Genomic DNA, 23,253 nt, shown 5'->3' on the forward strand with positions numbered 1-23,253 from the left:
ATGGCATGGACTATAGAGCACCGGTCGCCCCTCCGTGCGATCTGGACCAGGTCAAACCAGGGATTACCGTGGCAGCGGGCGCGCGAATGGAATTCGACGGCAGCGGGTGGGCACAAGGACGTATCGAGCTGCTGCCGCCGGGCCAGGGCTGGTCGTTGTTATCGCCGGAGCCCGAGGCGCGGATCGACGAGCACCGCTGGGCGCACCAGGCGCGCGTCTTCTTCGGCGCGGAGCTCACGCTCGTGCAGAAGAAGGCGTACCCGTCGGGGACCACGCCGATGGCCGACGCCGTCGAGGTGGACATCGCGCGCGTCTCCTCTTCTTCTTCCACGCCGCGCGCGACGAGCCGCGTGCTCGTGCTGACGGTGCCGCTGGATCGCGCGCCGCTCGTGCGCGCGGCGGCCGCGGCGGGGGTGCGGGCGATCGGCGGAGCCGGGTTCGACGCGCTGCTCGCGCGGGCGCGGCGGGCCTGGCAGGTGCGAGAGCCGAAGGTCGCCGGCGACGACGCGCGGGCGCCGCTGGTCGTCACCGCGGTGCTCGCGGCGGTGCTGCTCGCGCCCGTGGTGCCGCCGGGCGAGGAGACGATCTTCGGGGTGAAGGGGGCCAGGGAGCGGCTGCAGCGGCTCGGCTGGTGACGGGGCGGCGCGGGGTGGCGCCATCCGCCGAGCGCCCGTTCCGTTCCTCGGCTAGATTTGCTGCCGGGCCCGCATGAACATCGCACCCACCCTCGTCCGCCCGGCCACGCTCGCCGATCTGGAGGCGCTGCCGCCGACCTGGCGCGGCGAGATCCTCGACGACACGCTGTACGCCTTCCCTCGTCCGCGCGCGCCGCACGCGAGCGTCGAGGGTCTGATCACGACCGACCTGACGAACCCGTTCCAGCGAGGGCGCGGAGGCCCAGGCGGCTGGTGGATCCTCCCCGAGCCGAGCATCCAGCTGCCGGGCGCCGCGGAGATCTCCCCCGACCTGGCGGGCTTCCGCCGGGAGCGCCTTCCGACGCTCCCCCGCGAGGGATCCATCACCTTGGTGCCGGACTGGGTCTGCGAGATCCTGTCGCCCAGCACCGCGAGTTACGACCAGATCGTCAAGCGCCGCTTCTACGTCCGGATCGGCGTCCAGCACATCTGGTACGTCGACCCGCGCGACAGGACGCTCCTCGTCGCCCAGCATGTCGAGGGCAGGTGGATGGAGCTCGGCCTCCACGGCGCGGACGAGAAGGTGCGCGCCGCGCCGTTCGACGCGATCGAGCTCGATCTCGGCGCCTGGTGGGAAGGGATCGAGCCGGAGGCGAGCGCGGGCCCCTGACAGCCCGCTCGCCCCCGCGGCGGCACGCGGCGAGACCGGGCCAGTCACGGGCCGGCGCGGCTCCCGGGCTCCCCCGGCGCCGCGGCCCGTCGCGCCGCGAGCCCCAGCGCGACGAGCGTCGCGACGTACGGCAGGAGCTGCACGAGATCGCCCGCGCGCGACGCGCCCCGCGCCGCGGACTGGAGCGCGATCTGCAAGGCCTCCAGCGCGCCGAACAGGAGGCACGCGAGCGCCGCGCGGCCGGCGCGGAGGCCGCTGACGACGACCGCCGCGAGCGCGATGAAGCCGCGGCCGTTCGACATGCCGGAGTCGAAGCGGCGCTGGTCGTACGCGAGGTGCGCGCCGCCGATCGCGCAGATCGCGCCGGACAGCGCGAGCGCGGCGCAGCGGACGCGGGTCACGGGGACGCCCGCGGCGGCGGCCGCGGCCGGGTTCTCGCCCGCGGCGCGCACCCGGAGCCCGAAGCGGGTGCGCGCGATCAAGAGCGGCGTCGCCGCGATCGCGAGCGCCGCCGCGAGCGAGACGGGATCGAGGAGCACGCGCGCGAGCAGCGCCGCGCCGCTCTTCCCGGTCGGGCCGGCGCGGAAGCCCTCGATCGAGGGCGAGCTCGAGGCGCTGTCGTAGAGCCCGCGCAGGAGCAGGCGCGTCCCGGCGTAGGCGAGCAGGTTGAGCGCGATGCCGCTGACGACGGCGTCCACGCGGGCGCGCTCGACGAGCAAGGCGTGGCCGAGGGAGAGGGCGGCGCCCGCGGCGATCGCCGCGGCGAGGCCGGTCGCCGCGCTGCCGGTCGCGTGGGCGACCACCACCGAGGTGAACGCGGCGGCGAGCAGCACCCCCTCCAGGCCGATCTGGACGATGCCCGAGCGCTCCGCCCAGATGCCGCCGATCGCCGCGCAGGCGTACGGCGCGGCGATCCGCAGCGTCTCCGCGAGCATCACGAGGGCGGTCGAGCTCATGCAGGCGGCTCCCCGGGGCGGCCCGCGCGCTCGCCGCCGCCCGCCGCGGCGGCGACGAGGACGATGGCCAGCGCCTCCAGCACGTCCATCGCCTCCTTCGGCACGCGCGCGTTGATGGCGAGGCCGGCCTGCTCGAGCGTGCCGAAGAGCACCGCCGAAAGGACGAGCCCGAGCGGCGTCCCTCGGCCGAGCAGCGCGACCGGGATGCCCGAGAAGCCCGCGCCCGCGCCCAGGCCGAGCTCGTAGTACCCTTTGTAGCCGAGCGTCGTCGCCGTCATGGCGGCGCCCGCCGCGGCGCCGGACGCGAGCATCGCCACGAGGCGCCGGCGCGGCACGTCGATGCCCTCCGCGCGCGCGACCTCGGCGCCCTGCCCCACGAAGCGCATCTCGCGGCCCGCGCGGCTCCGCGACAGCGCGCGGTGCGCCGCGAGCGCGAGCGCCACCGCGAGGGGGAAGGCGACGCTCGCGGCGCTGCCGTGCAGCGCCGGGACGATGCGCTCGAGCCGCGGCAGCGTGGCCGCGGGGATGGCGTCCGCGGTGCGCATCGCGGCCCTGCCGAGGACCGACGCGAGCAGCCACGGCGCGAGCACGTCGGCGACGCGGTTCATCATGATCCCGCTGATGATCTCGTGGGCGCCGAGGCGCGCGCGCAGGAGCGCGGGGACGAGCGCGACGGCGGCGCCCGCGGCCACGGCGCACGCGATCGACGCCGGGACGGCGACGAACCACGGCGTCCGCGGAGGGAGCTCGGCCGCGACCACGGCGCCCGCGAGGCTCGCCATCGTCACCTGCCCCTCGGCGCCGATGTTGAAGAGGCCCGCGCGGAGCGCGATCGAGAAGGCGAGCCCTGTGAAGAGGAGCGGGGTCGCCTTGAACAGCACCTGACCGACGCCGTACGGGGTGCCCCACGTGCCCTCGAAGGCGCGGCGCAAGGTCGACGCGGGCGCCTCGCCGAAGCCGAACGAGATGAGGTTCAGGGCGAGGAGGATGCCGGCGAGCACGAGCGCCGCCGGGAGGGCGGCCCCTCGGAGCGCGCGCAGGCGGCGCCGCCCGCGCGCGCGTCGGGGCGGCTCACGGGCCGAGCTCACGCCGCCTCCACGCCGAGCATCGCGCGCCCGATCTGCTCGTCGGAGCACGCGGGCGGGAGGGTCGCGACGATCCTGCCCTTGCGCATCACGAAGAGCCGGTGGCAGAGCCGCCGGAGCTCGGCGAGGTCCGCGCTGACCACGAGGATCGCGAGCCCCGCCCTGGCGGCCTCGGCGATGGCCGCGTGGATGACGGCGGCGGCGCCGACGTCGACGCCCCGGGTCGGCTGGGCGAGGATCGCGGCCGCGCGGCGCGGCGCCCCGGTGGCCACGCCCGGGCCGGGCGCCGCCGGCGCGACGCGATCGAGCGCCCGCGCGACGACGATCTTCTGCTGGTTGCCGCCGGAGAGCTCGCCCGCGAGGCGGGACGGCTCGGGCGGCTCGACGCCGAAGCGGGCGATGCGGCGCGCGACGAGGGCCGCCTCGGCGTCGCGGCCGCGGGCGCCGCGCGGCAGCGCGCCGAGGTCGCCGAGGACGAGGTTGTCGCCGACCGACGCGTCGAGGAGCAAGCCCTCGGCGTGGCGGTCCTCGTGGACCACGCCGAGGCAGGCCCGGCGCGCGCGGATGCCCCACGAGGACAGCTCGACCCCGCAGACGGCGACGCGGCCGGCCGCGCGCGGCTCCATCCCGGCGAGGGCGCGCACGAGCTCGCGCTGGCCGTTGCCCTCGACGCCCGCGACGCCGGCGATCTCCCCTGCGCGCACCGCGAGGGTCACGCCGTCGAGCACGAGCCGGCCGCCGGCGCCCACCACGGTCAGCCCCGCGATCTCGAGCGCCGCGGGCGCCCCCTCGGCCAGCGGCGGCCGCTCGACCCGCGGCGGCGGCTCGCCGCCCATGATCGCGCGGGTGAGCTCTCCCTCGGCGTCCGTGGACCAGCCGACCGCGGGCCGCGACAGAACGACCTGCCCGCGGCGCATCACGGTGACGTGGTCCGCGAACCGGATCACCTCGTCGAGCCGGTGGGTCACGACCGCGACCGTGCGGCCCTCGCGCGCGAGGCGCCGGAGGGTCGCGTACAGCGCGCCGGCCTCCAGCGGAGAGAGCACGGCCGTGGGCTCGTCGAGCAGGATCGCCCGTGCGCCGCGGTAGAGCACCCGCAGGATCTCGAGCTTCTGCCGCTCGCCCACGGTGAGCGACGAGGTCACGGCGTCGAGCGGGATCTCGATCCCCGCGTCTTCCATGAGCGCGCCGGCGCGGGCGCGGGCGCCGGCGAGGTCGAGCCGGCCGCCGCGGAGCGCGGGCTCGCAGCCGAGCACGATGTTCTCGAGGGCAAGGAAGCTCCCGACGAGCATGAAGTGCTGGTGGACCATGCCCACGCCGCGGCGGGCGGCCTCGGCGGGCGTCGCCGGCCGCAGCGCGGCGCCGTCGACGCGGACGACGCCGGCGTCGGGCGCGAGCACGCCGGCCGCGAGCTTGAGCAGCGTGGACTTGCCGGCGCCGTTCTCGCCGACGACCGCGTGGAGCGCGCCGGGCGCGAGGCGGAGCGAGGCGGCGCGCACGGCGATCTGCGCGCCGTAGCTGCGGCTCACGCGGTCGAGCTCGATCGCCGCGCCGCCGGGGGCGGGCGGCGCGGGGACCTCCGGGGCCGGCGGCGCCGTCATGGAGCGAGGCTCCGCGGCGAGGGCGGTCGTGCGAGGGCGGGGCGGCGCGGGGCGACCACGCCGGGGATCAAGCGGCCTGCCCTCTCGTGGCGCCAGTCGCGCCGGCGCGCCTTGGGCGTCCGGGTTCGCCGGACGGGCGCCGCCGAGGACGGCGCGTCGCCCGCCCTCGGCTGCCTGGTCGTGGGCGGCCTCGAGCGGCGCTCTGAGGTGCCTGCTCGTCGGGCGCCTGTACTAGCGTGCGCGCCCGTGCGCTCCCGCTTCCCGCTCGTGGCCGCCCTGTTCTTCGTCTCTGGCGCGACCGGCCTCCTCTACGAGGTCGCCTTCTCCAAGCTGCTCGCCTACGTCTTCGGCGCCACCGCGTATGCCGTGAGCACGGTCCTCGCCGCCTTCATGGGCGGCCTCGCCCTCGGCGCGCACCTCGGCGGCCGCCACGCCGCGTCCGCGCGCCGCCCGCTCGTCGTCTACGGCGCGCTCGAGGCGATCGTCGGCGCGATCTGCGCCGTCTCGCCGTTCCTGTTCGAGGCGCTGACCTCGGCCTACGTCGCCGTCGCCCGCGCCGCGCCCGACTCGCTCGCGCTGCTCACCGCGGCGCGCGCCGCGCTGACCGCCCTCGTGGTCGTCGTCCCCACGGTCGCGATGGGCGCCACGTTCCCGGTGCTCTCGCGCATCCTCCGCGCCGGCGCCGCGCCCCCCGCCGAGCACGACGCCGCGCGCCGCCTCGCCTCGCTCTACGCCATCAACACGGCGGGCGGCGCCGCCGGCGCGCTCTCCGGCGCCTACGTGGTCCTCCCGCACCTCGGGATCCGCGGCGCGCTCTGGTCTGCGGCGATCGCCAACCTCGTCCTCGGCGTCATCGCGATCTCCGCCGGGCTGCGCGGCCCGGCGCCCGCCGCCGCCGAGCCCGAGGCCCGCTCCACCGACGCGCGCTCCCCCGAGGCCCCCTCCTCCCCCGACGCTCGCTCCTCGGACGCCCCTCTCGCCGCCGTCGGCCGGGCCGAGCCGCCGTTCCTGCTCCTCCTCGCGTTTGCGTCGGGCTTCCTCGTCTTCGCCGCCGAGGTGGTCCAGACGCACCTGCTCGCGCTGCTCATCGGCAACAGCGCCTACGCGTTCGGGCTGATGCTCGCCGTCTTCCTCGTCTGCCTCGCGGCCGGCGCCGCGCGCTCGCCTGCCCTCGCGCGCCGCCACGGCGAGGGCGCGCTCTTTCGGGGGCTCATCGCCACCGCGCTCTCGCTCGCCGCCACCGTCCCGCTCTGGGACCAGCTCCCGCGGCTCTTCGCCTTCGCGGGCAAGCACGTCGACGGGTGGGCCGGCCGCGAGGCGTGCCGCGCGCTCGCCGCGCTCGCGATCCTCGCGCTGCCCACGCTGTGCATGGGCACCACCTTCCCCCTGCTGCTCGCGCGCGCCGCCGCGCACGCCGACGTCGCCGCGCGCGTCGGCAGGCTGACGTCCGCGAACACCCTGGGCACCATCGCCGGCTCCATCGTCACCGGCTACCTCATCTTGCCTGCGCTCGGCTCGGAGCGCGCCCTCCTGACGATCGCGCTCGCCTTCGCCCTCACGGCCGTCCTCGCCGCCGCGCGCGCCGGCGCGGAGCTCCCCCGCGCCCTCGCGATGGCCGCGGCGGCGGCGGTCCTCGCCGTGCTGGCGCCCCGCTGGGACATGGCGCGCCTCACGAGCGGCGCGAACGTCTATTTCGCCATGGGGCCGCGCCCCGAGCGCATCGACCTCGTGCGCGAGGACGTGCATGGCGGCGTCACCACGGTCGCGCACCGCGCCGGCATCACGACCATGTACACGAACGGCAAGTTCCAGGGCGACGACGGCCCCGAGATGACGGCGCAGCGCCGGTTCGCGCACTTCCCCTCGCTCTTCCTCCGCGACACGCGCGCCGCGCTCGTCGTCGGGCTGGGCACCGGGACGACGACCGGCACCATCGCGGCGTACCCCTTCGAGCGCATCGACGTCGCCGAGATCTCACCCGCGATCGTCGAGGCCTCCCGCCGCTTCTTCGCCGGCCCGAGCCTCGGCGCGCTCGACGACCCCCGCGTCCGCCTCTCGCTCAACGACGGCAGGAACGAGCTGCTCGTCGCCGCCCCGGGCCGCTACGACCTCATCGCCATCGAGCTCACCAGCGTCTGGTTCGCTGGCGCCGCGAGCCTCTACAGCCGCGAGTTCTACGAGCTCGCCCGGTCCCGGCTCAGCGAGGGCGGCGTCCTGCAGCAGTGGGTGCAGCTCCACCACATCCGGCGGCGCGAGCTCGCCGTCGTGGTGCGGACGATGCGCAGCGCGTTCCCGCACGTCGCCCTGTTCGTGGGCGGCGCGCAGGGCATCCTCGTCGCGAGCGGCGCGCCGCTCGTCGCCTCGCAGGCGCGCCTCGCCGGGCTCGACGCGCGCCCGTCGCTCCAGGCGACGCTCGCGGGCGCGCGGCTGGAGGAGCTCCTCGACGCCCTCGTGACCTCGGGCGACGATCTCGACCGCTTCGTCGCCGACGCGGCCGAGGACGGCGGCCCGATCCTGTCCACGGACGACAACCTCTATCTCGAGTACGCCACGCCGAAGGGCAACGTGCTCCCGTACGGCGCGTCGCTGGACGCGACGCTCGCGCTCCTCGATCGGTACCGGACGCGGGCGCCGCGCGCGCGGCACCTCGCGCCCTGAGGTCGCTCAGCCCCCGCCCCCGGGCGCCGCGCGCGCGGCACCTCGCGCCCTGAGGTCGCTCAGCCCCCGCCCCCGGGCGCCGCGCCGCCCTTGGCCGGCGCGGTCGGCGCGGGGGGCTCGCCCTCCTGCGCTCCCGCCGGGGCCCGCGGCTTGGCCGGCACCGGCTTGATCTCGTCGCCCGTCGCCACGAAGCCCTTGCGGGGCGGGGGTGCCTTCAGCTGCGCGGCCTTCTCCGCGCGCAGCTTGCGCTCCTCTAGGCTCAGCACCTCGAGCGCAAGGCCACCTTTGTACGGGTCCTGCCCCAGGAAGGGGCGCCCGTTCACCTCGGCCACGTGGAACTCGACCCGCCGGTTCTCGCTGCGGCCTTCCGCGATCTCGTTCGGCCCGAGCGGCCGCGACTCGCCGAAGCCCACGGCGATCAGCCGGACGTTCTCGACCTCGTGATCGACAAGCCAGTTGGCGACCGCGAGGGCGCGCTGCGCGCTGAGCTCCTGGTTGTGCTCCTCGCTCGACTGCGCGTCGGTGTGCCCCTCGATCCTGAGGCGCGTCACCTCGGGGTGTTCCTTGATGAACTTGAGCAGCGTCTCCAGCGTCTTCTCGCTGCCCGGCCGGATGGTCGCCTTGTTGTTGTCGAAGACGATCTTGCCCTCGATGTAGACCTGGCTCTCTCCGTCCTGCTCCGACCAGGGCTTCTCCGGGTACCAGCGCGGGAGCGCGCGCTGCTCCTCGGCGCGCGGCAGCTCCCGCGGCGGCAGCCGGTTGTCGCCGCATCCCTGGCCAGCAAACGCGGCGGCCGCGAGCGCCGCCGCGAGCGCGAACGGCAGGGAGGTGAGGGCGGCCTGCTTCCTCTTCGGGTCCATCTCGCCCTGCAGCGTGTCAGAACCGGCGCTCGAACCGCAAGTAACCTGGCGGACGCCGGGTCGACCAGCGCGGAACGCGGCTTGTGGTAAAGGGAGGATCGCCATGTCCGCGCCGTCGTCCACGCGCTCGTCCACGCCAGAGGGCTCGCCCATCGATCCCAAGCTCGCCGGCCTGCGCGCCCGGCTCCGGGAGCTCGGCTCGGTCCTCGTCTGCTACTCCGGCGGGGTCGACAGCGCGTTCATCCTCGCGGTCGCGCACCAGGAGCTCGGCCCGAGGGCCGTCGGGATGACGGCGGTCTCGCCGAGCCTCGCGCCGGCCGAGAAGGAAGAGGCCGCCTCGATCGCCCGGCTGATCGGCGCCGACCACCGGCTCGTCGAGTCGTCCGAGATCGACGATCCGCGCTACGTCGCGAACAACCCGGATCGCTGCTTCCACTGCAAGAGCGAGCTCTACCGGATCGCCGCGCGAAAGCGATCCGAGTGGGCGCTCGCGGCGATCGTGAACGGCACCAACACCGACGACCTCGGCGACTACCGCCCCGGGCTGGAGGCGGCGCGGGAGGCGGGCGTGCTGAGCCCCCTCGTCGAGCTCGGCTTCAGCAAGGCCGACGTCCGCGCCGGGGCGGCGCGCGTCGGCCTGCCCATCTGGGACAAGCCGGCCGCGGCCTGCCTCTCCAGCCGGATCCCCTACGGAACCAGCGTCACGCGCGAGCGGCTCGCGCAGATCGGCGGCTTCGAGGCGGCGCTGCGCGGCCTCGGGTTCCGCCAGGTCCGCGTCCGCTACCACGACGACCTCGCGCGCATCGAGCTCGACGCGGGCGAGCTCGCGCGCGCCGCCGAGCCGGCCGTGCGCGCCGAGGTCGTGGCCGCCGGCAAGCGGCACGGCTTCCGGTACGTGACGCTCGATCTCGGCGGGTACAGGACCGGAAGCCACAACGAGGTCCTCGTCGGCCGCGCCCTCAAGATCGTGAGCTGATCCAGCTGGAGCGTGCTTCGCGGACCCCCGCAGAGCCCGCCCATCCGGACACGCCGCCCGCCCATCCGGACACGCCGCCCGCCCATCCGGACACGCCGCCCGCCCATCCGGACACGCTACCCGCCTATCCGGACACGCTACCCGCCCATCCGGACACGCTACCCGCCCATCCGGACACGCCACACGCCCATCCGGACACGCTACCCGCTCATCCGGACACGCCCCCGCCCATCCGGACACGCCCCCACCCCGCCTGCGCGCCGAGTCGCGCAGCTCGGCGGCGCGGCCTCACATCAGCGATGAGCGCGCGGCCTTCGCGCGCTCGTCGCGCTCGGTCAGGTGCTCCAGGATGATCACCGCCGTCTCCTCGATGGCGCGCCGGGTGACGTCGACCACCGGCCACTCCGGGTGCGCGGCGAAGAGCCGGTTCGCGTAGTCCAGCTCCTGCCGGACGTGCTCGCGCATCGCGTAGTTGGTCTCGGAGGGCATCCCGAGCTGGCGCAGGCGCGCCTGCCGGATCTCGCAGAGCTGATCGAGCCCGATGGTCAGGCCGATGACCCTGTCCTGCGGTGCCTCCGTCAGCTCGAGCGGCGGCGGGACGCCGAGCACCAGGGGGAGGTTCGCGACCTTGAGGCCGCGCTGCGCGAGCAGCGTCGACAGCGGCGTCTTCGAGGTGCGCGAGACGCCGACGAGGATGATGTCCGCCCTCTTGAAGTTCCGAGGCTCCTTGCCGTCGTCGCTCTTCACCGCGAACTCGACCGCCTCGATGCGCCGGAAGTACTCCTCGCTCAGCGGGAGCATCGCGCTCGGCAGGTTGATCGGCTCCCGGTCGAGGAAGGTGCCGAGCCGGACGATGAGCGAGCCGATCAGATCGATCGCCTCGATGTTCAGCTCGGCGGTGGAGGCGTGCACGAACTCGCGCAGCTCGGGGCTCACCACGGTGAACACGACGAGCGCGCCCTCCCGGGCCGCGCGCTCGAGCACCGGCCGCGCGATCTCCGGCGTGCGCACCCGCGTGTGGAGGCGGATCTGCACCCCCGCGTCCGGGTACTGGAGGAGCGCAGCGCGCACGGCCTTCTCCGCCGTCTCTCCGGTGGAGTCGCTCAGGACGTCGATGAACTTCGGCTTGTCCATGTCCGATGCCTCCGTCGCCAACTCGGCCCAGCGCTCGAGGCAGGGCTCGTGCCTCGCCGCTCAGACAACGCGGAGGATCGCGCGCGGCCGCGCGCCAGGTCAACCAAACAGCCCCTTCAGCTTGTCCATGAAAGTGGCCTGATGAGGCTGCACGTTCTCACCGAGCTCCTTCGCCAGCTGCGCGATGAGCTCCCGCTGCGTCGGGGTGAGCTGCGTCGGCACCTCGACGCTCACCTCGACGAGCTGGTCGCCGCGCCCGCCGACGACGCGGCGCGGTATGCCCTTGCCCTTGATCCGGAGCACCGCGCCCGGCTGCGTGCCCGGCGGGATCCGCAGCCGGCCCTTCCCCTCCAGCGTCGGGATCTCCAGCTCGCCGCCGAGCGCCGCGCGCGCGAACGAGATCGGCACGGAGCACACCACGTCGTCGCCGACGCGGCGAAAGAGCTCGTGCGGCGAGACGCGGATGGTGAGCTCCAGATCGCCCGGCCCCCGGTCGGAGCGAACGGCGTTGCCGCCGCGCTCCACGAGCCGGGTCGCGCCGTTCTCCACGCCCGGGGGGATCGTCACCTCGATGGTCTTCTGCTTGGCCGCGAGGCCGGCGCCGCGGCATGTCCGGCACGGGTCCGTCACGATGCGCCCCGTGCCGCGGCACCGCCCGCAGGGGCGCTCGATGGCGATGGGGAACATCCCCTGCTGCATCCGGACGCGGCCGCGGCCCGAGCACGCCGCGCAGCGCTCGGTCGACGCGCCCGGCGCGGAGCCCGAGCCGGCGCAGTCGCCGCACGGCTCGACGCGATCGTAGGTGATCTCCTTGGCGCAGCCGAACGCCGCCTCCTCGAAGGAGATCCGCACCTCCTTCTGCAGCGTCCCGCGGTCGCCGACCCGGATGCCCAGGGCGCCGAGCAGATCGCCGAAGATGGCGTCCAGGTTGAGGTCCTGCATGTCGAAGGGGACGCCCGGGACCCCCGAGCCGGCGGAGGCGCCGACGGCGGCGGGGCCGAACCGATCGAACGCCGCGCGCTTCTGCGGATCGCTCAGGATCTGGTAGGCCGCGTTCAGCTCCTTGAAGCGGACGTTCGCGCCCTGATCCCCCGGGTTCTTGTCGGGATGGTGCTGGCTGGCGAGCCGCCGGAAAGCGCTTTTGATTTCATCCTGCGTCGAGGAACGCTCGACGCCCAATACTTCGTACGGATCCCGCACGAGGTGCGAAATAGCATCGATCGCCCTCCCGGGACAGCGGCTACCGGGCCGCCTATTCCGCCGATTTCCCTTCGGGCCCGGCGAGTTCGCGCTTCATCACCTTGCCCGTCGGGTTGCGCGGCAGCGCGTCGACGAAGACGATCTCGCGCGGGACCTTCGGGCCCGCGAGCTGCGCGCGGCAGTGGGCCACGATCTCGCCCTCGCTCGCCGCCGCGCCGGGGCGCAGGGCGACGACCGCGCGCACGCGCTCCCCGAAGGCGCGATCCGGGACGCCCACCACGGCGGCCTCGGCGACCGCCGGGTGATCGTGGAGGACCGACTCCACCTCGGCGGGGTACACGTTCACGCCCCCCGAGATGATGAGGTCCCGCTTGCGGCCCTCGATGTGGTAGCAGCCCCGCGCGTCGCGGCGCGCGAGATCGCCGACCGAGAAGTAACCGTCCCTCGTGGATGCGCGCGTCGCGCCGGGATCTCTGTGGTAGCCGGAGACGAGCAAGGCGCTCCTTACGAACAGCTCGCCGACCTCGCCGTCTCGGCACGGGGTCCCGTCCTCGCGCACGAGCAGGAGCTCGCTGCCGGGGACGGCGCGCCCGATGGTGCCCGGCGACGCGCGCAGATCCTCCGGGCCGGCGATCGTCACGATGCCCGTCTCGGTCGCGCCGTAAAAGTTGAAGAGCCGGTCGCCGAACACCGCCATCACCTCCGCCGCGAGCGCCGGCGAGAGCGGCGCGCCGCCCACGAAGATGGCGGTGAGCGACGACGTGTCGTAGGCGCGGATCCGCGCTTCGCCGAGCTCGAGGACGCGGTGGAGCATCGTCGGGACGACCGCCGTGGTGGTCACGCGGTAACGCTGGATCGCCTCGAGGAAGAGCTCGGGCCGGAACTCCGGAGGGATCACGATCGTGGCGCCGACGATGAGCGACAGGTTCACGAAGCCGAGCGCCGTCAGGTGGTAGAGCGGGCACACGGCGAGGTGCACGTCCCCCGCGCGCATCGGGGTCGCGCCGATGGCCGCGAGCGCCGGCGCGACGATGCCGCCGCCGAAGCCGCGCACCGCGCCCTTGGGCTTGCCGGTGGTGCCGGACGTGTACATCACCACCGCGGCGCGCTCGCTCCGATCCGGCGAGGCCACGCGATCCGGCGAGGCGCCGCGCTCGGCGAGGAGCTCGTCGAGGTGCGAGAAGCCCGGGGTGCGCTCGCCGACCGCGATCATGCCCTCGGGCGCGATCCCCTCGAGCCGCGGCGCGGCCTCGCGGATCACGCCGGCGAGGTCGGAGTCGAACAGGAGCAGGCGCGCCCCGGAGTGGCCGGCGAGGTAGGCGAGCTCCGCCGGGGTCGATCGCCACGAGGTCGTGACCACGGACGCGCCGACGCGGGCGAGCGCGACCTGGCACATCAGGAACTCGGGGCGGTTCTTGAGCACGAGCAGGGCGGTGACGCCCGGGCCGACGCCGCGCCGGTCGAGCGCGTAGCCCAGCCGATCGATGGCCTCGTTCAGCGCGAAGAACGAGTAGACCCGATCCTCGGCCGGGGCCCCCGCGCCCCCCTCCGCCGCGCGGCGCGCGAGGCTCAGCGGCTCGATCACCGCGATCCGGTGCGGGCTGTTCTCGGCGTGGAACCGGAACAAGAGCGACGGATTTGCCTTACCTTTCGCGAGCTCGCGCGCGAGCACCTTGAGCCCTGGCCAACGCAGCGCGGCGAGCAGCCCCGTCCGCGTCACCGCCCGCCCGGCGGCGATCGTCGCGTGTGTCGCGTCGATCACGCGTCGCCCGGTCGCCAGCGCGGCCCTGACACCACCGAGTTCCATAAGCGGCGACTTTACTCTGGCCCGCATTGGCCCGCATGCGCCGTGGTAGGGTGACGCCGTGACGGAGACTGACCGCCGCTCAGCCCAGCGCGCCGCGATCGAGCTGAGCGTAGAGTACAAACGGCTCAACACGTTCTTCGCCGATTACACGCGCAATATCTCGAAAGGCGGGACGTTCATCCGGACGGAGCGCCCGCTCGCGATCGGCACCGAGTTCGTGTTCGCCCTCTCGATCCGCAACCTGACCGAGCCGCTCCGCCTCCGCGGGCGGGTGAAGTGGGTCGTCACGTCCGCCGAGGCGACGGAGTCGTCCCCGCCGGGGATGGGGATCGAGTTCCAGTACACGAGCGAGGCGGAGCGCGCCGCGACCGAGGCGGTGGTCGAGCAGCTGATGATGAGCGAGCTCGGCGAGACGCTCGCCTCCAAGCTGCTCGGCCGCAAGCTCGGCGACGGCGCGCGGTAGCGCCGGAGACGGAGCGGCCCCCGAGGGGATGCGCGCACGCTCCCCCCGTGTACACTGGCTCGCAATGTCGCTGCCGCCCCTGTTCCCTCGGCGCCGTCTCGGTCGGGGTCTCGCCGCGCTCGCCCTCGCGCTCTCTCCCGTCGCCTGCGCGGCCTCTGGCTCGCCGGGGGCGAAGGGGCCACCCGGCGCCGAGGCCCGCGTCGCTCCCGTCGAGGTCCGCGACGCCGATTTCTCCGCCAGCCTGTACACGATCGTCCGCGACGGCAAGCAGAGCCCGCAGCGCACCGGCCTGCTCATCGGCGTGATCCGCAGGCAGCTCGCGCACGCCGCGGGGCGCTTCAACGCAGGTCAGCCCGATCGTGCCGTCGCGAGCGTCCTCGGCGCGCTCTACCTCGTCCGTCCCGGCGAGGGGCGCGCCGAGATGATCGACGCCGTGGGCGAGCGCGCCATCGACGGCGCGATCGATCGGCTGAGCCCACGCGGCGACGAGGGGCGGGTGCAGGCCCTCATGGAGATCCGCGCCGCCGCGCTGCCGAGCGGCAGCCGGGCCCGCGCCGAGAGCGACGAGCACCGCGCCGCGCTCGAGCAATGGATGAAGGAGACGCGCACCGGCGGGCCGCTCGAGCAGCTCGGCGCGGATCAGCGCGCGGCCGTCTCGCGCGCCCTCGTCGACGGCCGCCCCGAGTCGATCCAGCGCGCCGCCGCCGTCACCGCGGCGTGGATCGATCGGGCGATCGAGTTCAACATCGAGTACCGGCAAGGCAACGCGAGGCCGGAGCGCGAAGAGGCGGTCGAGGCCGCGCGCGCGCTGGAGTCCGGCGGAGCGAGCCTGGCGGCGCTGTTCCTCCGCTACGGGGACGCGAAGGGCGCGATCGAGCAGATCGACCGCACGAGCGCGCGCCGGGTGATCCCGCCCGGCTTGTACGAGCGGCTCAAGGCCGCCGCGTCCGACGACGACGCGGTCTCGTGGCAGGCGCTCGCCGCCGCCTTCGCGCAGCACGAGGCGCAGGAGCGCGACGCCGAGACCGGGATGCGGCAGGACCTGCTCGACGGCGCGATCTGGGGCACGGCCCTCGAGGCTTACCGGCGCGATCCGCTGAACTACGACAGCGCCACGCTCCTCTCCCAGGTGCTGATCCGCCTCGGCATGTCCGAGGCGGCGCCGCTCGTGATCGCGAGCGCGCTCGGCGACCGGCCGAGCCCCGGCGCGCTCGGGGCCGCGCTCGGGCTCGTGCTGAGCGCGCTCTCGGAGGAGGCGTCGAACGACGACTTCGAGGCGGCCCGGCGCACCTACAACGCGTCGGGGCCGCTGCTCGTGCTCGCCGATCGGGCGGTGCGCGGCGGCGCGGCGCTCGATCCGTCCGGCGCGCGCGTCCGCTCCCTCATGGCGTCGCTCGAGCTGCGCGCCGGCAACCTCGTGGCCGCGCTGCCGCTGCTCCGCGCGGCGACGGCGGCCGAGCCGACGGTCAACGGGCTCACGGTGCTCGCGATGGCCGAGCGGCAGTCCGGCGAGCCCCAGGCCGCGCTCGAAGACGTGCGTCGGGCGCTGGGAGCGCCGGACGCGCGCGCCGCGCCGCTCGAGATCATCCAGGCGCACCTGCTCGCCTTCGAGCTCCACCGCGACGCTGGCACGCAGGACAGGGCGAAGGAGTCGCTCGATGCGGCGCTCGCCGCCGCGCTCGACGCCCGGCAGCGCGCCCGGGATTCCGGCGCGAAGGCGCGCACGGAGCGGCTGCTCGGGCGCGTCCTCGACGGCTATGGCGACGAGAAGGCCGCGACCCGGGCCTACGAGCGGGCGTTCGCCCTGGTGGCGGCCGAGCCGCCGCAGCTCGGCGCCACGATGCTCGACGCCGTGGGGCGCGCGCTCGTCGAGCGCGATCTCCCCGCCGCGCGGCGGGCGCTGAAGCGCGGCCTCGAGGCGAACGTGGACGAGGAGGATCTCGTCTATGGCGGGCTCTGGGTCATGCTGCTGGAGCGCTCCCTCGGCGTCGCGACCGACGGCACCGCGGGCCGCGCGCTGGACGGCACGACGAGCCGCGCGTCCTGGACGGGGAAGCTCGCGGCCTGGGCGAACGGCGGGCTCAGCGACGCGGATCTCGGCAGGCTCGCTCGGAGCGCGGCGCAGCGCGTGGAGGCGCAATTCTACACGGCGATGGCGAGGAAGGTGGCTGGCGACGCTGGCGCGGACGAGCGGCTCCGTGCGGTATCGAAGAGCCCCGTGATCGACCTGCTGGAGGTGCACCTCGCGCGCGAGATGCTGGCGCCCACGCTGCACCTCGACCTGCCCCGCAACGCGGTGCTTCCCTGAGAGCGCCGAACCAAGCCTCCCGTCGCCCGACGCGCTCAGGGCGCGTCGACGACCGCTGGCAGGACGGCCGCTCCTCACCGAATGTGCGATATGGTCCCCGCTGGTCAGGTGGCGAGTTGGTCGGATGACCAGCGCGCGGCATGGAGCGCGCAATGCAGCACGCGAAACAGCCTGTGGGAGGAATAAAGAGCTTCCACGCGTGCGCGTTGTCGTTCAATCATCGGTGAATGTCCGATGACCGGAACGACCCGCTCGAGAAGCTCGCCTCCGCTCACCGGAGCCTGGAAGAGAACCTGAACGATCTCGCGCGCGCCGCGCGCGCGCTCAGCGATCCCCGCGGGCGCGCCGCCGCGCTCGAAGGTCTCTCCAGCGTGGTCTCGTACTTCGAGCGATCGATGAGCCGGCACCTCGAGGACGAGGAGCGCTCGCTGTTCCCGCGGCTCGCGGTGCTCGAGGCCATCGCGCCGACCCTCGAGCGCCTCCGGCAGGAGCACAAGGCGCATCAGCGCGCGATCGACGCGCTGCGCGCCGCGATCGAGCGAGATGGAGGCCCGGAGGCCGTGGAGACGATCCCCCAGCTCATCGAGGACCTGCGCGCTGCGCACCAGCGCCACGTGGCTTGCGAGGAGCAGGAGGTATTCCCGGCCGCTCGCCGGTTCCTGCAGGCATCGGCCAAGCAGGGGATCATGCACGAGATGGAGACGCGCCGGGGGCGCGGCGGGCAGGGCAACCCCGCCAAGGGCATCAGCGGGCGCCCGTCCCGCCCCGGCGGGATACGCCGGGGCCCGTAGCACGGCCCTCGGCGATGCGCGGCGGCTCGGCGCGGTCGACTGGAGGCTCCTCCTAGAACTGTTCCTCGCGAGCGCGCTCGAGCGCCGCGCGCAAGTAGTTCTGCGCTCGGAGGGTGTACGCCCCGTCGGGGTGCTGGTCCAGGTGGCTGCGGAACGCCTCCGCCGCCTGCATGAAGCTCCCCAGCCGATAGAGCGCGACGCCGCGGGCGAGCTGCCTCGGATAGGACGGATCGAGCGCGGCGAGCTCGTCGATCTTCTTCAGGCGATACCGCTCCTCGGCGCGCTCGGCCTCGGCTGCGCGGAGCGCCGCCGCGGCCGAGCGCGCCCCCGCCCCGCCCGCCTGCGCGAGGCGCGCCGCCGCCTCATCGGCGGGAGGAGCCGGCAGGTCCTGCGCGCTCCTCGCAGCGACGAGCGGGTACGAGAGCAGGAACTTGAACAGCGCGCGCTCCTCGTCGAGCGAGGGCGTGAACGGATCGCGCTGGATGCCGACGATGGCGTTCCAGCGCTTCTTGAAGAGCACCCCGAGCACGGTGCCATCCACGGCGACGTGGCGGGCCTTGCTCCCGTCGCCGCGCTGCCCCGACTCCCCCCGCCTCAGCCAGGCGCTCCGGCGGAGCAGCCCGGGGAAGTCGCCGCCGAGCTCACGGAGCTCGTCGGACGCCTCGCCGGTCGCCTCGAGGCGGCGCACCTCGCGGACGAACGACCTCAGCTGGTAGGCGCGCAGCCGGAGCACCGCCTCGTCCCCCTGGGCGAGCGCGGGGCCCACGGCGTCGATCACGCGCGCGCGCGCGGCGAGGAGCTCGGCCTCGGTGTGAGCCGCATCGGCGTCCACGAGCCCGAACGCGCGGATGGCGGAGCCGAGCTCGCGCACCTCGGCGTCGAGCCCGAGCCGCTCGGCCTCGCGGGCGCGGGTGATGTCCGCGTCCTGCACGCGCGCGAGGGCTCGCGCGTCCGCGAGCGGCAGCGGCAGCTCGGCCGGCTCGACCGGCCGCGGCACCGCGAGGATCGCCGCGGAGCCCGCGATGAACACGGCCACGAGCCCCGGCTCCCAGCCCTCGAGGTGCCGCCTCCAACCGCGGCGCGCCCTCTCCCCGTCGCGAGCGACGGCGACCGCGGAAGCGCGCATCGACCCGCTCGCGCCGCTCGAAGAAGAACCCGAGCGCGGCTCCCGGCGCTTGACAGCGACGCTCTCGGCTCGCGACATTGATCGTCTCCTCTGCACCAGAATACCCCACGCGGCGGCTCTCCGCGCCGCGCAGCTAGCCAGCGAGGAACGTGCGAGATCACCGGAAGCACCCGCGCAAGCTAATCGAGCTCTCGATCGCGTTCCGGATCGGCGACGGCCCGCGCGTCGACGCCATATGCCGCGACCTCAGCCTCGGCGGGATGTTCATCGAGACGAGCTCGCCGGCTCCCTTCGGCGCGACCGTCGAGGTGCTGCTGTCCCTGCAAGGCCTGAAGCAGGCTGCCGTCATCCCGTCGGTGGTGCGATGGACCACCCCGGAAGGGATGGGGGTGCAGTTCGGCGTGATGGGCGCGCGCGAGACCTACGCGCTAACGCAGCTCCTCGGCTCGCTCTAGAGCGGCGGGCACCCGCTTCGGAGACGGGCCCATCTCGACGTTTTCGGTGCTCGGCGCACCGGAGTGCGCCTGCGCGCCGAAAACGCCGATCTGGGCCCGTCTCCTGTGCGGGTGACCGCCACTCGCGGGTGACCGCCACTCCAGAGGGGGCTCAGTCGTCGATGGTCAGCGGGATGGCGAGCTGCCTCGATCCGCCGGCGAAGCGCCCTCGGTAGAGGGCCTCGGCGCACGCCTGCAGCGCCGGCCGGAGCGGGGGGTCGAAGCGCACGGCGGCGACGCTGCCGTCGGGGCGCACGGAGACGTGCAGCGTCGAGACGATCGACCGACGGACCGAGGACGAGCCGCCCGCGCTCTCCCGCGCGAAGCAGCTCGACAGCAGCGACTGCACGGAGGCCGGCGTGAGCGCCGGCGGGGGAGGCACGTTCTGCGTCTCCGGGACCGGCTGCGCGGCGGTCGGCGCGGGCCCGGTCGCCAGCGGCGAGAGCTGCGCAGGCGGCTCGGCGACCGCCGGGGCGGCGGGCTCCTCCGCGCGAGCGACGACCGCCGGAGCGGCAGCGGCTCCGCCCGGCGGACGCGCGCCGGCGGCCGGCTGGGGCGGAGCGGGCGCCGTCGCCGGCGACGCGGCCGAGGCAGCGCCGTCCTGCGGCGCGGGGCGCTCGAGGAGGCGCGCCTCGCGGCCGCCGTCGAGCGAGAAGGTGCCGCGCGACGGACCGACGAGGAGGTGCGCGGTGGTCGCGCCGCGGTACGCCGCAGAGCCGACCGCGACGGTGCCGTGCTCGACGTCGACCTCCACGCGCCCCTCCAGCCGGGTCACGGTGAAGAGCGTGCCGTGCACCGCGACGCGGGTGCCGCCCACCTCGACGGCGAACGCCTCGACGAGCCCCTCCTCGGGCGCGCGCGTGACGACGTCGGCGCGCACCGAGCCCCGCTCGAGCGAGATCACGTGGCCGACCCCCTCCGCACCCACGGCGCGCACGACGGCGCGGCCGTTCGGCAGGAGCGTCCAGCGCACCGAGCCGACGTCGACGAAGGAGACCGCGTGCCCGGCGGTCTCGACGGAGTCGCCAGGCCGAAGGGCACGGAAGTCCAGATCACCCGACGCCCGGTCGCCGCCGGCTGCCGGGGGGACCTCCGCGAGATCGCGGGCGCGCGGCGGCGTCGACGTCGCGACGACGGGCGGGGCAGAGCGCCCGGTCGCGAGGACCGCGAGCGCGATGGCCGCCGCCGCCGCCGCGAACCCGAGCGCGCGCCCGAGCTGCGAGCGCTGCGGCGGCGCGGCGCGGCGGACCGGAGCGGCCCGCTCGATCCGCGCGAACAGCTCGCGCTCGATGGCCTCCCAGCGCGGCTCGGGCGGCTGCTCGGCGCGGAGCAGCCGATCCATGTGCTCGCGTGCCCGGTCGTAGCGCTTTGCGCCGCTCATACGTCCTCCGCATCGACAGCCGATGGATCCGCCGCGGGATACCCGACGGCGGCGCCCCCGACGGATACGCCCGCGCGCGCCGGCGCCGGACCGGCGCCGTCCGCCTTGGCCGCGCCGCCCTCCGCGAGCTCGGCGGCGAGCTGGGCGAGCGCCGGCTCGGCGCGCATCATCGCCTCGATCTCACGGCGCGCGTAGAACAGGCGCGTCCGCACCGTCAGGACCGGCGCCCCGACGATCTCGGCGATCTCGGCCGGCGCGATCCCCTCGAGCTCGTGCAGGATGTAGACGACCCGCTTCTTCTCGGGGAGGCGCTCCAGCACCCGTCGAAAGGCGTCGATCCTGCGAGCCCGAGCGGCGTCCTCGTCCGGGAGCATGCCGCGGTCCACCTCGATCTCGACGCCGCTCTCGCCCACGAACACCGGCCGACAGCGCGCGGCGCGCCGGGCCATCAGCACGGCATTGACCGTCACCCGGTGGAGCCACGTCGTGAACTTCGATTGCCCCCGGAAGTCGCCCAGGCTCCGGTGCACCTGGATGAACACCTCCTGGATGACGTCCTCGGCGTCGGCGGTCGGTCCGAGCATCCTGAAGACGAGCCGCGCGACGTCACGGCGGTAGCGGCGGAAGATCTCCGCGAACGCCGTCGGATCGCCGCTCTGGAAGCGGCGGATCCACTCGCCCACGTCATCGGGCTCGGTCACCTGCGGAAGCCTACCCGCCCCCCCGTCGCTCATGGAGCTCGACGGTGAGATGACGAACGCGGGACGACGGGACCGGTCACCGCCCGCGAGCACGGCGTCGAGCGCCACGTGGGCGTCTCTCGCGGCTCGCCCGGACAGGCCGTCGTCGCCACGACCGTCCCGCTCAGCCGTGTCAAGGGAGAAGAACGACCGCGAGAGGTGCGCCCACAGCGCCCCTGTCTCGACCGCCACGGTATGCACGGAGAGCTCGGATGCGCCGGGCCGCCGGATCATTCATGGCGCAGCACGGCCGATCACCCCCAGACGGCGGTTACGCCGAACGCAGAAAAGTTGTTCCTTGAGCCACATTGGCGCGACCTTCCGGCGCATGATCTTCATCGCCGTGTCGCTGACCGTGGCCCTCGTCGCCGCCGATCTGCTCGATCTGGGCTCCCGCCGCCGCGAACGCGCGTAGCGAGCGGCTTCAGCCCCTGACAAAAAGACGCCCGGCTGAAGCCCGCGTCGGCCTAGGGCCGACGTGCGCTCCAGCCGGGCGAGTCGAAGATCGCGGTGCTGTCCGGGTCGTCCCCGTCAGCTTCAGCCCGCGGCCTCTGCTCCCTCCGCCGCAGCGCCGCCCTTCTTGGGCAGCTCGAAGAGCGCCGACAGCTCGACCTTCTCCTGCTTCTTCTGCTCCAGAATGCGGTTGACCGCGCGCAGCACGCGCGTCTTGGCGGGGCCGCTGATCGGCTTGCCCAGCAGCGCAGCGCTGATCGTGCGGTCGGTCACCGGACGGCCGCTGCGCGGCTTCTTGGTGCCGGCCGCCTCCTTCTTCTTCGCGGCGTCCTCGCTGCCGCGCGCCAGCCGCTTGGTCAGGCGGATCGCCCGATCCTCCGGCTGCAGCCGCTCGATCTTCACCGACGCCGCGATGATGCGGCGGGGGTCGATCTTCTTTTCCTTCAAGAAATCTTCGATCTTGGTGCCCATCGTCGTCACTTGCCCCGAAAGGGCGGCGACCCTATCACGCGCGGCGCCGCTGTGCATCCGCGACGTTTACCCCCTGCGTCGCCCTGGGGTAGCTTGTCGCGGTGACCCTCCTGCCTGAGCTCGACGAAGCCGCGCGCGTCATTCGTGAACGAATTCCAGTGCCTCCGCGCATCGGCGTGGTGCTGGGCTCGGGGCTCGGCGGCTGGGGCGACGGGCTCTCCGAGCTCGTGAAGGTGCCCTACGCGGACATCCCCGGCATGCCCAGACCGGCCGTCGCCGGGCACGCCGGCTTCCTCTGCGCAGGCCGCGTCGGGGACGTGCCGGTCGCCTGCCTTCAGGGGCGCGCGCACTTCTACGAGGGGCACCCGCTGGGGAAGGTCGTGTTCGGCGTGCGCGTGCTCGCGCGGCTCGGGTGTCGCGCCGTGCTCCTGACCAACGCGGCCGGCGGCATCCACCCCGGGTTCGCCGCAGGCGATCTGATGCTGCTCACCGATCACCTGAACCTGATGGGGGCGAACCCGCTCGCCGGACCGAACGACGACGCGCTCGGCAAGCGCTTCCCCGACATGACCTACGCGCACGATCCCAGGCTGCTCGAGCTCGCGAGGGCAGCCGCGAACGACGCGGGGATCTCGCTGCGCGAGGGGGTCTACGCCGCGCTGCTCGGGCCGACGTACGAGACGCCCGCCGAGATCCGGATGCTGCGCACGCTCGGGGCGGATGCGGTCGGGATGAGCACGGTCCCGGAGATCATCGCGCTCAGGCACATGGGCGTGCCGGCCGCGGCCATCTCGTGCATCACGAACCTCGCCGCGGGGATGACCAAGCGCGAGCTCGACCACAAGGAGGTCGAGGAGACCGCACGGGAAGCGCGCGCCCGGTTCACGGCGCTGCTCTCGGCGTGGGTCCGCCGCGTCGGCGCCGACGTCGCCGGCGGGAGCTCGGCCTCGTGAGCCGCCCTCCGCACGACGTCGGCGACGCGCCCGCGCCCGCGCGCGCCGACGACGCGGCGCAGGCGATCGACTGGGACGCGCTCGACCAGGCCGCCCTCGCGGTCCGGACGCGGGCGCACGCGCCCTACTCCCGCTACCGGGTGGGCGCGGCGATCCTCGTGCGATCCGGCCGTCTGTTCACCGGCTGCAACGTCGAGAACGCCTCCTACGGGCTCACCATCTGCGCAGAGCGCTCCGCCATCGTGCAGATGGTCGCGGCCGGCGAGCGCGATCCGATCGCGCTCACCGTCGCCACCAGCGGGCCCGTGCTCGGCAGCCCGTGCGGCATGTGCCGGCAGACCCTCGCCGAGTTCGCCGTGGATTTCCCGATCCGCCTCATCGCCGCCGAGGCCGACGGCGTGCCGCCGCGGACCACCTCGCTGTCGGCGCTCCTCCCCGAGGCGTTCGGGGCGGCCGCGCTGTCGCGCTGATCGCCCCGAGCGCTCCAGGAG

The 23,253-nt window shown here is 74.5% G+C and carries 21 protein-coding genes; 10 read left to right on the forward strand and 11 right to left on the reverse strand.

The features are described from left to right. Positions 1-5 precede the first annotated feature (5 nt). Positions 6-635, forward strand: coding sequence for a hypothetical protein (locus WME90_RS30815; RefSeq protein ID WP_437275602.1), 630 nt, complete (start codon positions 6-8; stop codon positions 633-635). A 73-nt stretch (positions 636-708) separates the two neighbouring features. Beyond that, positions 709-1,305, forward strand: a complete 597-nt coding sequence (locus WME90_RS30820) for a Uma2 family endonuclease (RefSeq protein WP_437275603.1) — start codon at positions 709-711, stop codon at positions 1,303-1,305. A 44-nt stretch (positions 1,306-1,349) separates the two neighbouring features. On the opposite strand, the gene WME90_RS30825 is transcribed toward WME90_RS30820, so the two are convergent. Genes WME90_RS30825 through WME90_RS30835 form a run of 3 tightly spaced genes read right to left on the reverse strand, consistent with a single transcriptional unit; the run spans position 1,350 to position 4,947 of the window. Next, positions 1,350-2,261 (reverse strand): ABC transporter permease, encoded by a 912-nt coding sequence (locus WME90_RS30825; protein ID WP_437275604.1) that lies wholly within the window; start codon positions 2,259-2,261, stop codon positions 1,350-1,352. Beyond that, entirely contained in the window at positions 2,258-3,349 is a 1,092-nt protein-coding gene (locus WME90_RS30830; protein ID WP_437275605.1) for an ABC transporter permease, read from the reverse strand. The genes WME90_RS30825 and WME90_RS30830 overlap by 4 nt, the downstream gene beginning before the upstream one ends. Further along, the gene (locus WME90_RS30835; RefSeq protein ID WP_437275606.1) at positions 3,346-4,947 is read right to left on the reverse strand and encodes an ABC transporter ATP-binding protein; all 1,602 of its coding nucleotides are present in this window, start codon (positions 4,945-4,947) and stop codon (positions 3,346-3,348) included. Before WME90_RS30835 ends, WME90_RS30830 begins: the two co-directional genes overlap by 4 nt. Before the next feature lie 246 nt (positions 4,948-5,193). Here WME90_RS30835 and WME90_RS30840 point away from each other — a divergent pair, with 246 nt between their 5' ends. Beyond that, a complete protein-coding gene (locus WME90_RS30840) occupies positions 5,194-7,605 on the forward strand; it encodes a fused MFS/spermidine synthase (protein WP_437275607.1) in 2,412 nt (803 codons plus the stop codon). A gap of 59 nt (positions 7,606-7,664) precedes the next feature. Here WME90_RS30840 and WME90_RS30845 read toward each other — a convergent pair whose 3' ends face one another. Further along, positions 7,665-8,465, reverse strand: coding sequence for an OmpA family protein (locus tag WME90_RS30845; RefSeq protein WP_437275608.1), 801 nt, complete (start codon positions 8,463-8,465; stop codon positions 7,665-7,667). Positions 8,466-8,568: 103 nt separating this feature from the next. Between WME90_RS30845 and larE the strand changes: the two genes are divergently transcribed. Continuing rightward, positions 8,569-9,441 (forward strand): ATP-dependent sacrificial sulfur transferase LarE, encoded by an 873-nt coding sequence (larE, locus tag WME90_RS30850; protein ID WP_437275609.1) that lies wholly within the window; start codon positions 8,569-8,571, stop codon positions 9,439-9,441. A 288-nt stretch (positions 9,442-9,729) separates the two neighbouring features. Here larE and WME90_RS30855 read toward each other — a convergent pair whose 3' ends face one another. From WME90_RS30855 to WME90_RS30865, 3 genes are all read right to left on the reverse strand, one after another. Further along, positions 9,730-10,575 carry a pyruvate, water dikinase regulatory protein gene (locus WME90_RS30855; protein WP_437275610.1) on the reverse strand — a complete coding sequence of 282 codons (846 nt, stop codon included), beginning with the start codon at positions 10,573-10,575 and terminating at the stop codon, positions 9,730-9,732. A 99-nt stretch (positions 10,576-10,674) separates the two neighbouring features. Next, positions 10,675-11,775: a molecular chaperone DnaJ gene (dnaJ, locus tag WME90_RS30860; RefSeq protein ID WP_437275611.1), complete on the reverse strand. Its 1,101-nt coding sequence runs from the start codon at positions 11,773-11,775 to the stop codon at positions 10,675-10,677. Positions 11,776-11,827: 52 nt separating this feature from the next. Then, a complete protein-coding gene (locus tag WME90_RS30865; protein ID WP_437275612.1) occupies positions 11,828-13,582 on the reverse strand; it encodes a class I adenylate-forming enzyme family protein in 1,755 nt (584 codons plus the stop codon). 58 nt (positions 13,583-13,640) lie between these two features. Between WME90_RS30865 and WME90_RS30870 the strand changes: the two genes are divergently transcribed. The 3 genes from WME90_RS30870 to WME90_RS30880 all read left to right on the forward strand — a co-directional run bounded on the left by WME90_RS30870 (position 13,641) and on the right by WME90_RS30880 (position 17,144). Continuing rightward, entirely contained in the window at positions 13,641-14,045 is a 405-nt protein-coding gene (locus WME90_RS30870) for a PilZ domain-containing protein (protein WP_437275613.1), read from the forward strand. A gap of 64 nt (positions 14,046-14,109) precedes the next feature. Then, complete coding sequence (locus tag WME90_RS30875) at positions 14,110-16,353, forward strand: hypothetical protein (RefSeq protein ID WP_437275614.1); 2,244 nt, start codon at positions 14,110-14,112, stop codon at positions 16,351-16,353. A 227-nt stretch (positions 16,354-16,580) separates the two neighbouring features. Continuing rightward, a complete protein-coding gene (locus WME90_RS30880) occupies positions 16,581-17,144 on the forward strand; it encodes a hemerythrin domain-containing protein (RefSeq protein ID WP_437275615.1) in 564 nt (187 codons plus the stop codon). Positions 17,145-17,196: 52 nt separating this feature from the next. Here the strand turns inward: WME90_RS30880 and WME90_RS30885 are convergent, their stop codons facing one another. Then, a complete protein-coding gene (locus WME90_RS30885; protein WP_437275616.1) occupies positions 17,197-18,270 on the reverse strand; it encodes a hypothetical protein in 1,074 nt (357 codons plus the stop codon). A gap of 149 nt (positions 18,271-18,419) precedes the next feature. On the opposite strand from WME90_RS30885, the gene WME90_RS30890 reads away from it, so the two are divergent. Further along, the gene (locus WME90_RS30890) at positions 18,420-18,725 is read left to right on the forward strand and encodes a PilZ domain-containing protein (RefSeq protein ID WP_437275617.1); all 306 of its coding nucleotides are present in this window, start codon (positions 18,420-18,422) and stop codon (positions 18,723-18,725) included. 151 nt (positions 18,726-18,876) lie between these two features. On the opposite strand, the gene WME90_RS30895 is transcribed toward WME90_RS30890, so the two are convergent. The 3 genes from WME90_RS30895 to WME90_RS30905 all read right to left on the reverse strand — a co-directional run bounded on the left by WME90_RS30895 (position 18,877) and on the right by WME90_RS30905 (position 21,866). Next, on the reverse strand, positions 18,877-20,145 hold the full coding sequence (locus WME90_RS30895) for a hypothetical protein (RefSeq protein ID WP_437275618.1): 1,269 nt from the start codon (positions 20,143-20,145) through the stop codon (positions 18,877-18,879). Continuing rightward, positions 20,142-20,846: an RNA polymerase sigma factor gene (locus WME90_RS30900; RefSeq protein ID WP_437275619.1), complete on the reverse strand. Its 705-nt coding sequence runs from the start codon at positions 20,844-20,846 to the stop codon at positions 20,142-20,144. The genes WME90_RS30895 and WME90_RS30900 overlap by 4 nt, the downstream gene beginning before the upstream one ends. A 576-nt stretch (positions 20,847-21,422) precedes the next feature. Beyond that, complete coding sequence (locus tag WME90_RS30905) at positions 21,423-21,866, reverse strand: hypothetical protein (protein ID WP_437275620.1); 444 nt, start codon at positions 21,864-21,866, stop codon at positions 21,423-21,425. Positions 21,867-21,910: 44 nt separating this feature from the next. Here WME90_RS30905 and WME90_RS30910 point away from each other — a divergent pair, with 44 nt between their 5' ends. Next, on the forward strand, positions 21,911-22,762 hold the full coding sequence (locus WME90_RS30910; protein ID WP_437275621.1) for a purine-nucleoside phosphorylase: 852 nt from the start codon (positions 21,911-21,913) through the stop codon (positions 22,760-22,762). Continuing rightward, a complete protein-coding gene (cdd, locus tag WME90_RS30915) occupies positions 22,759-23,232 on the forward strand; it encodes a cytidine deaminase (RefSeq protein ID WP_437275622.1) in 474 nt (157 codons plus the stop codon). The genes WME90_RS30910 and cdd overlap by 4 nt, the downstream gene beginning before the upstream one ends. Positions 23,233-23,253 lie beyond the last annotated feature (21 nt).

This window comes from Sorangium sp. So ce375, assembly GCF_051473855.1.
Classification (GTDB): domain Bacteria; phylum Myxococcota_A; class Polyangia; order Polyangiales; family Polyangiaceae; genus Sorangium.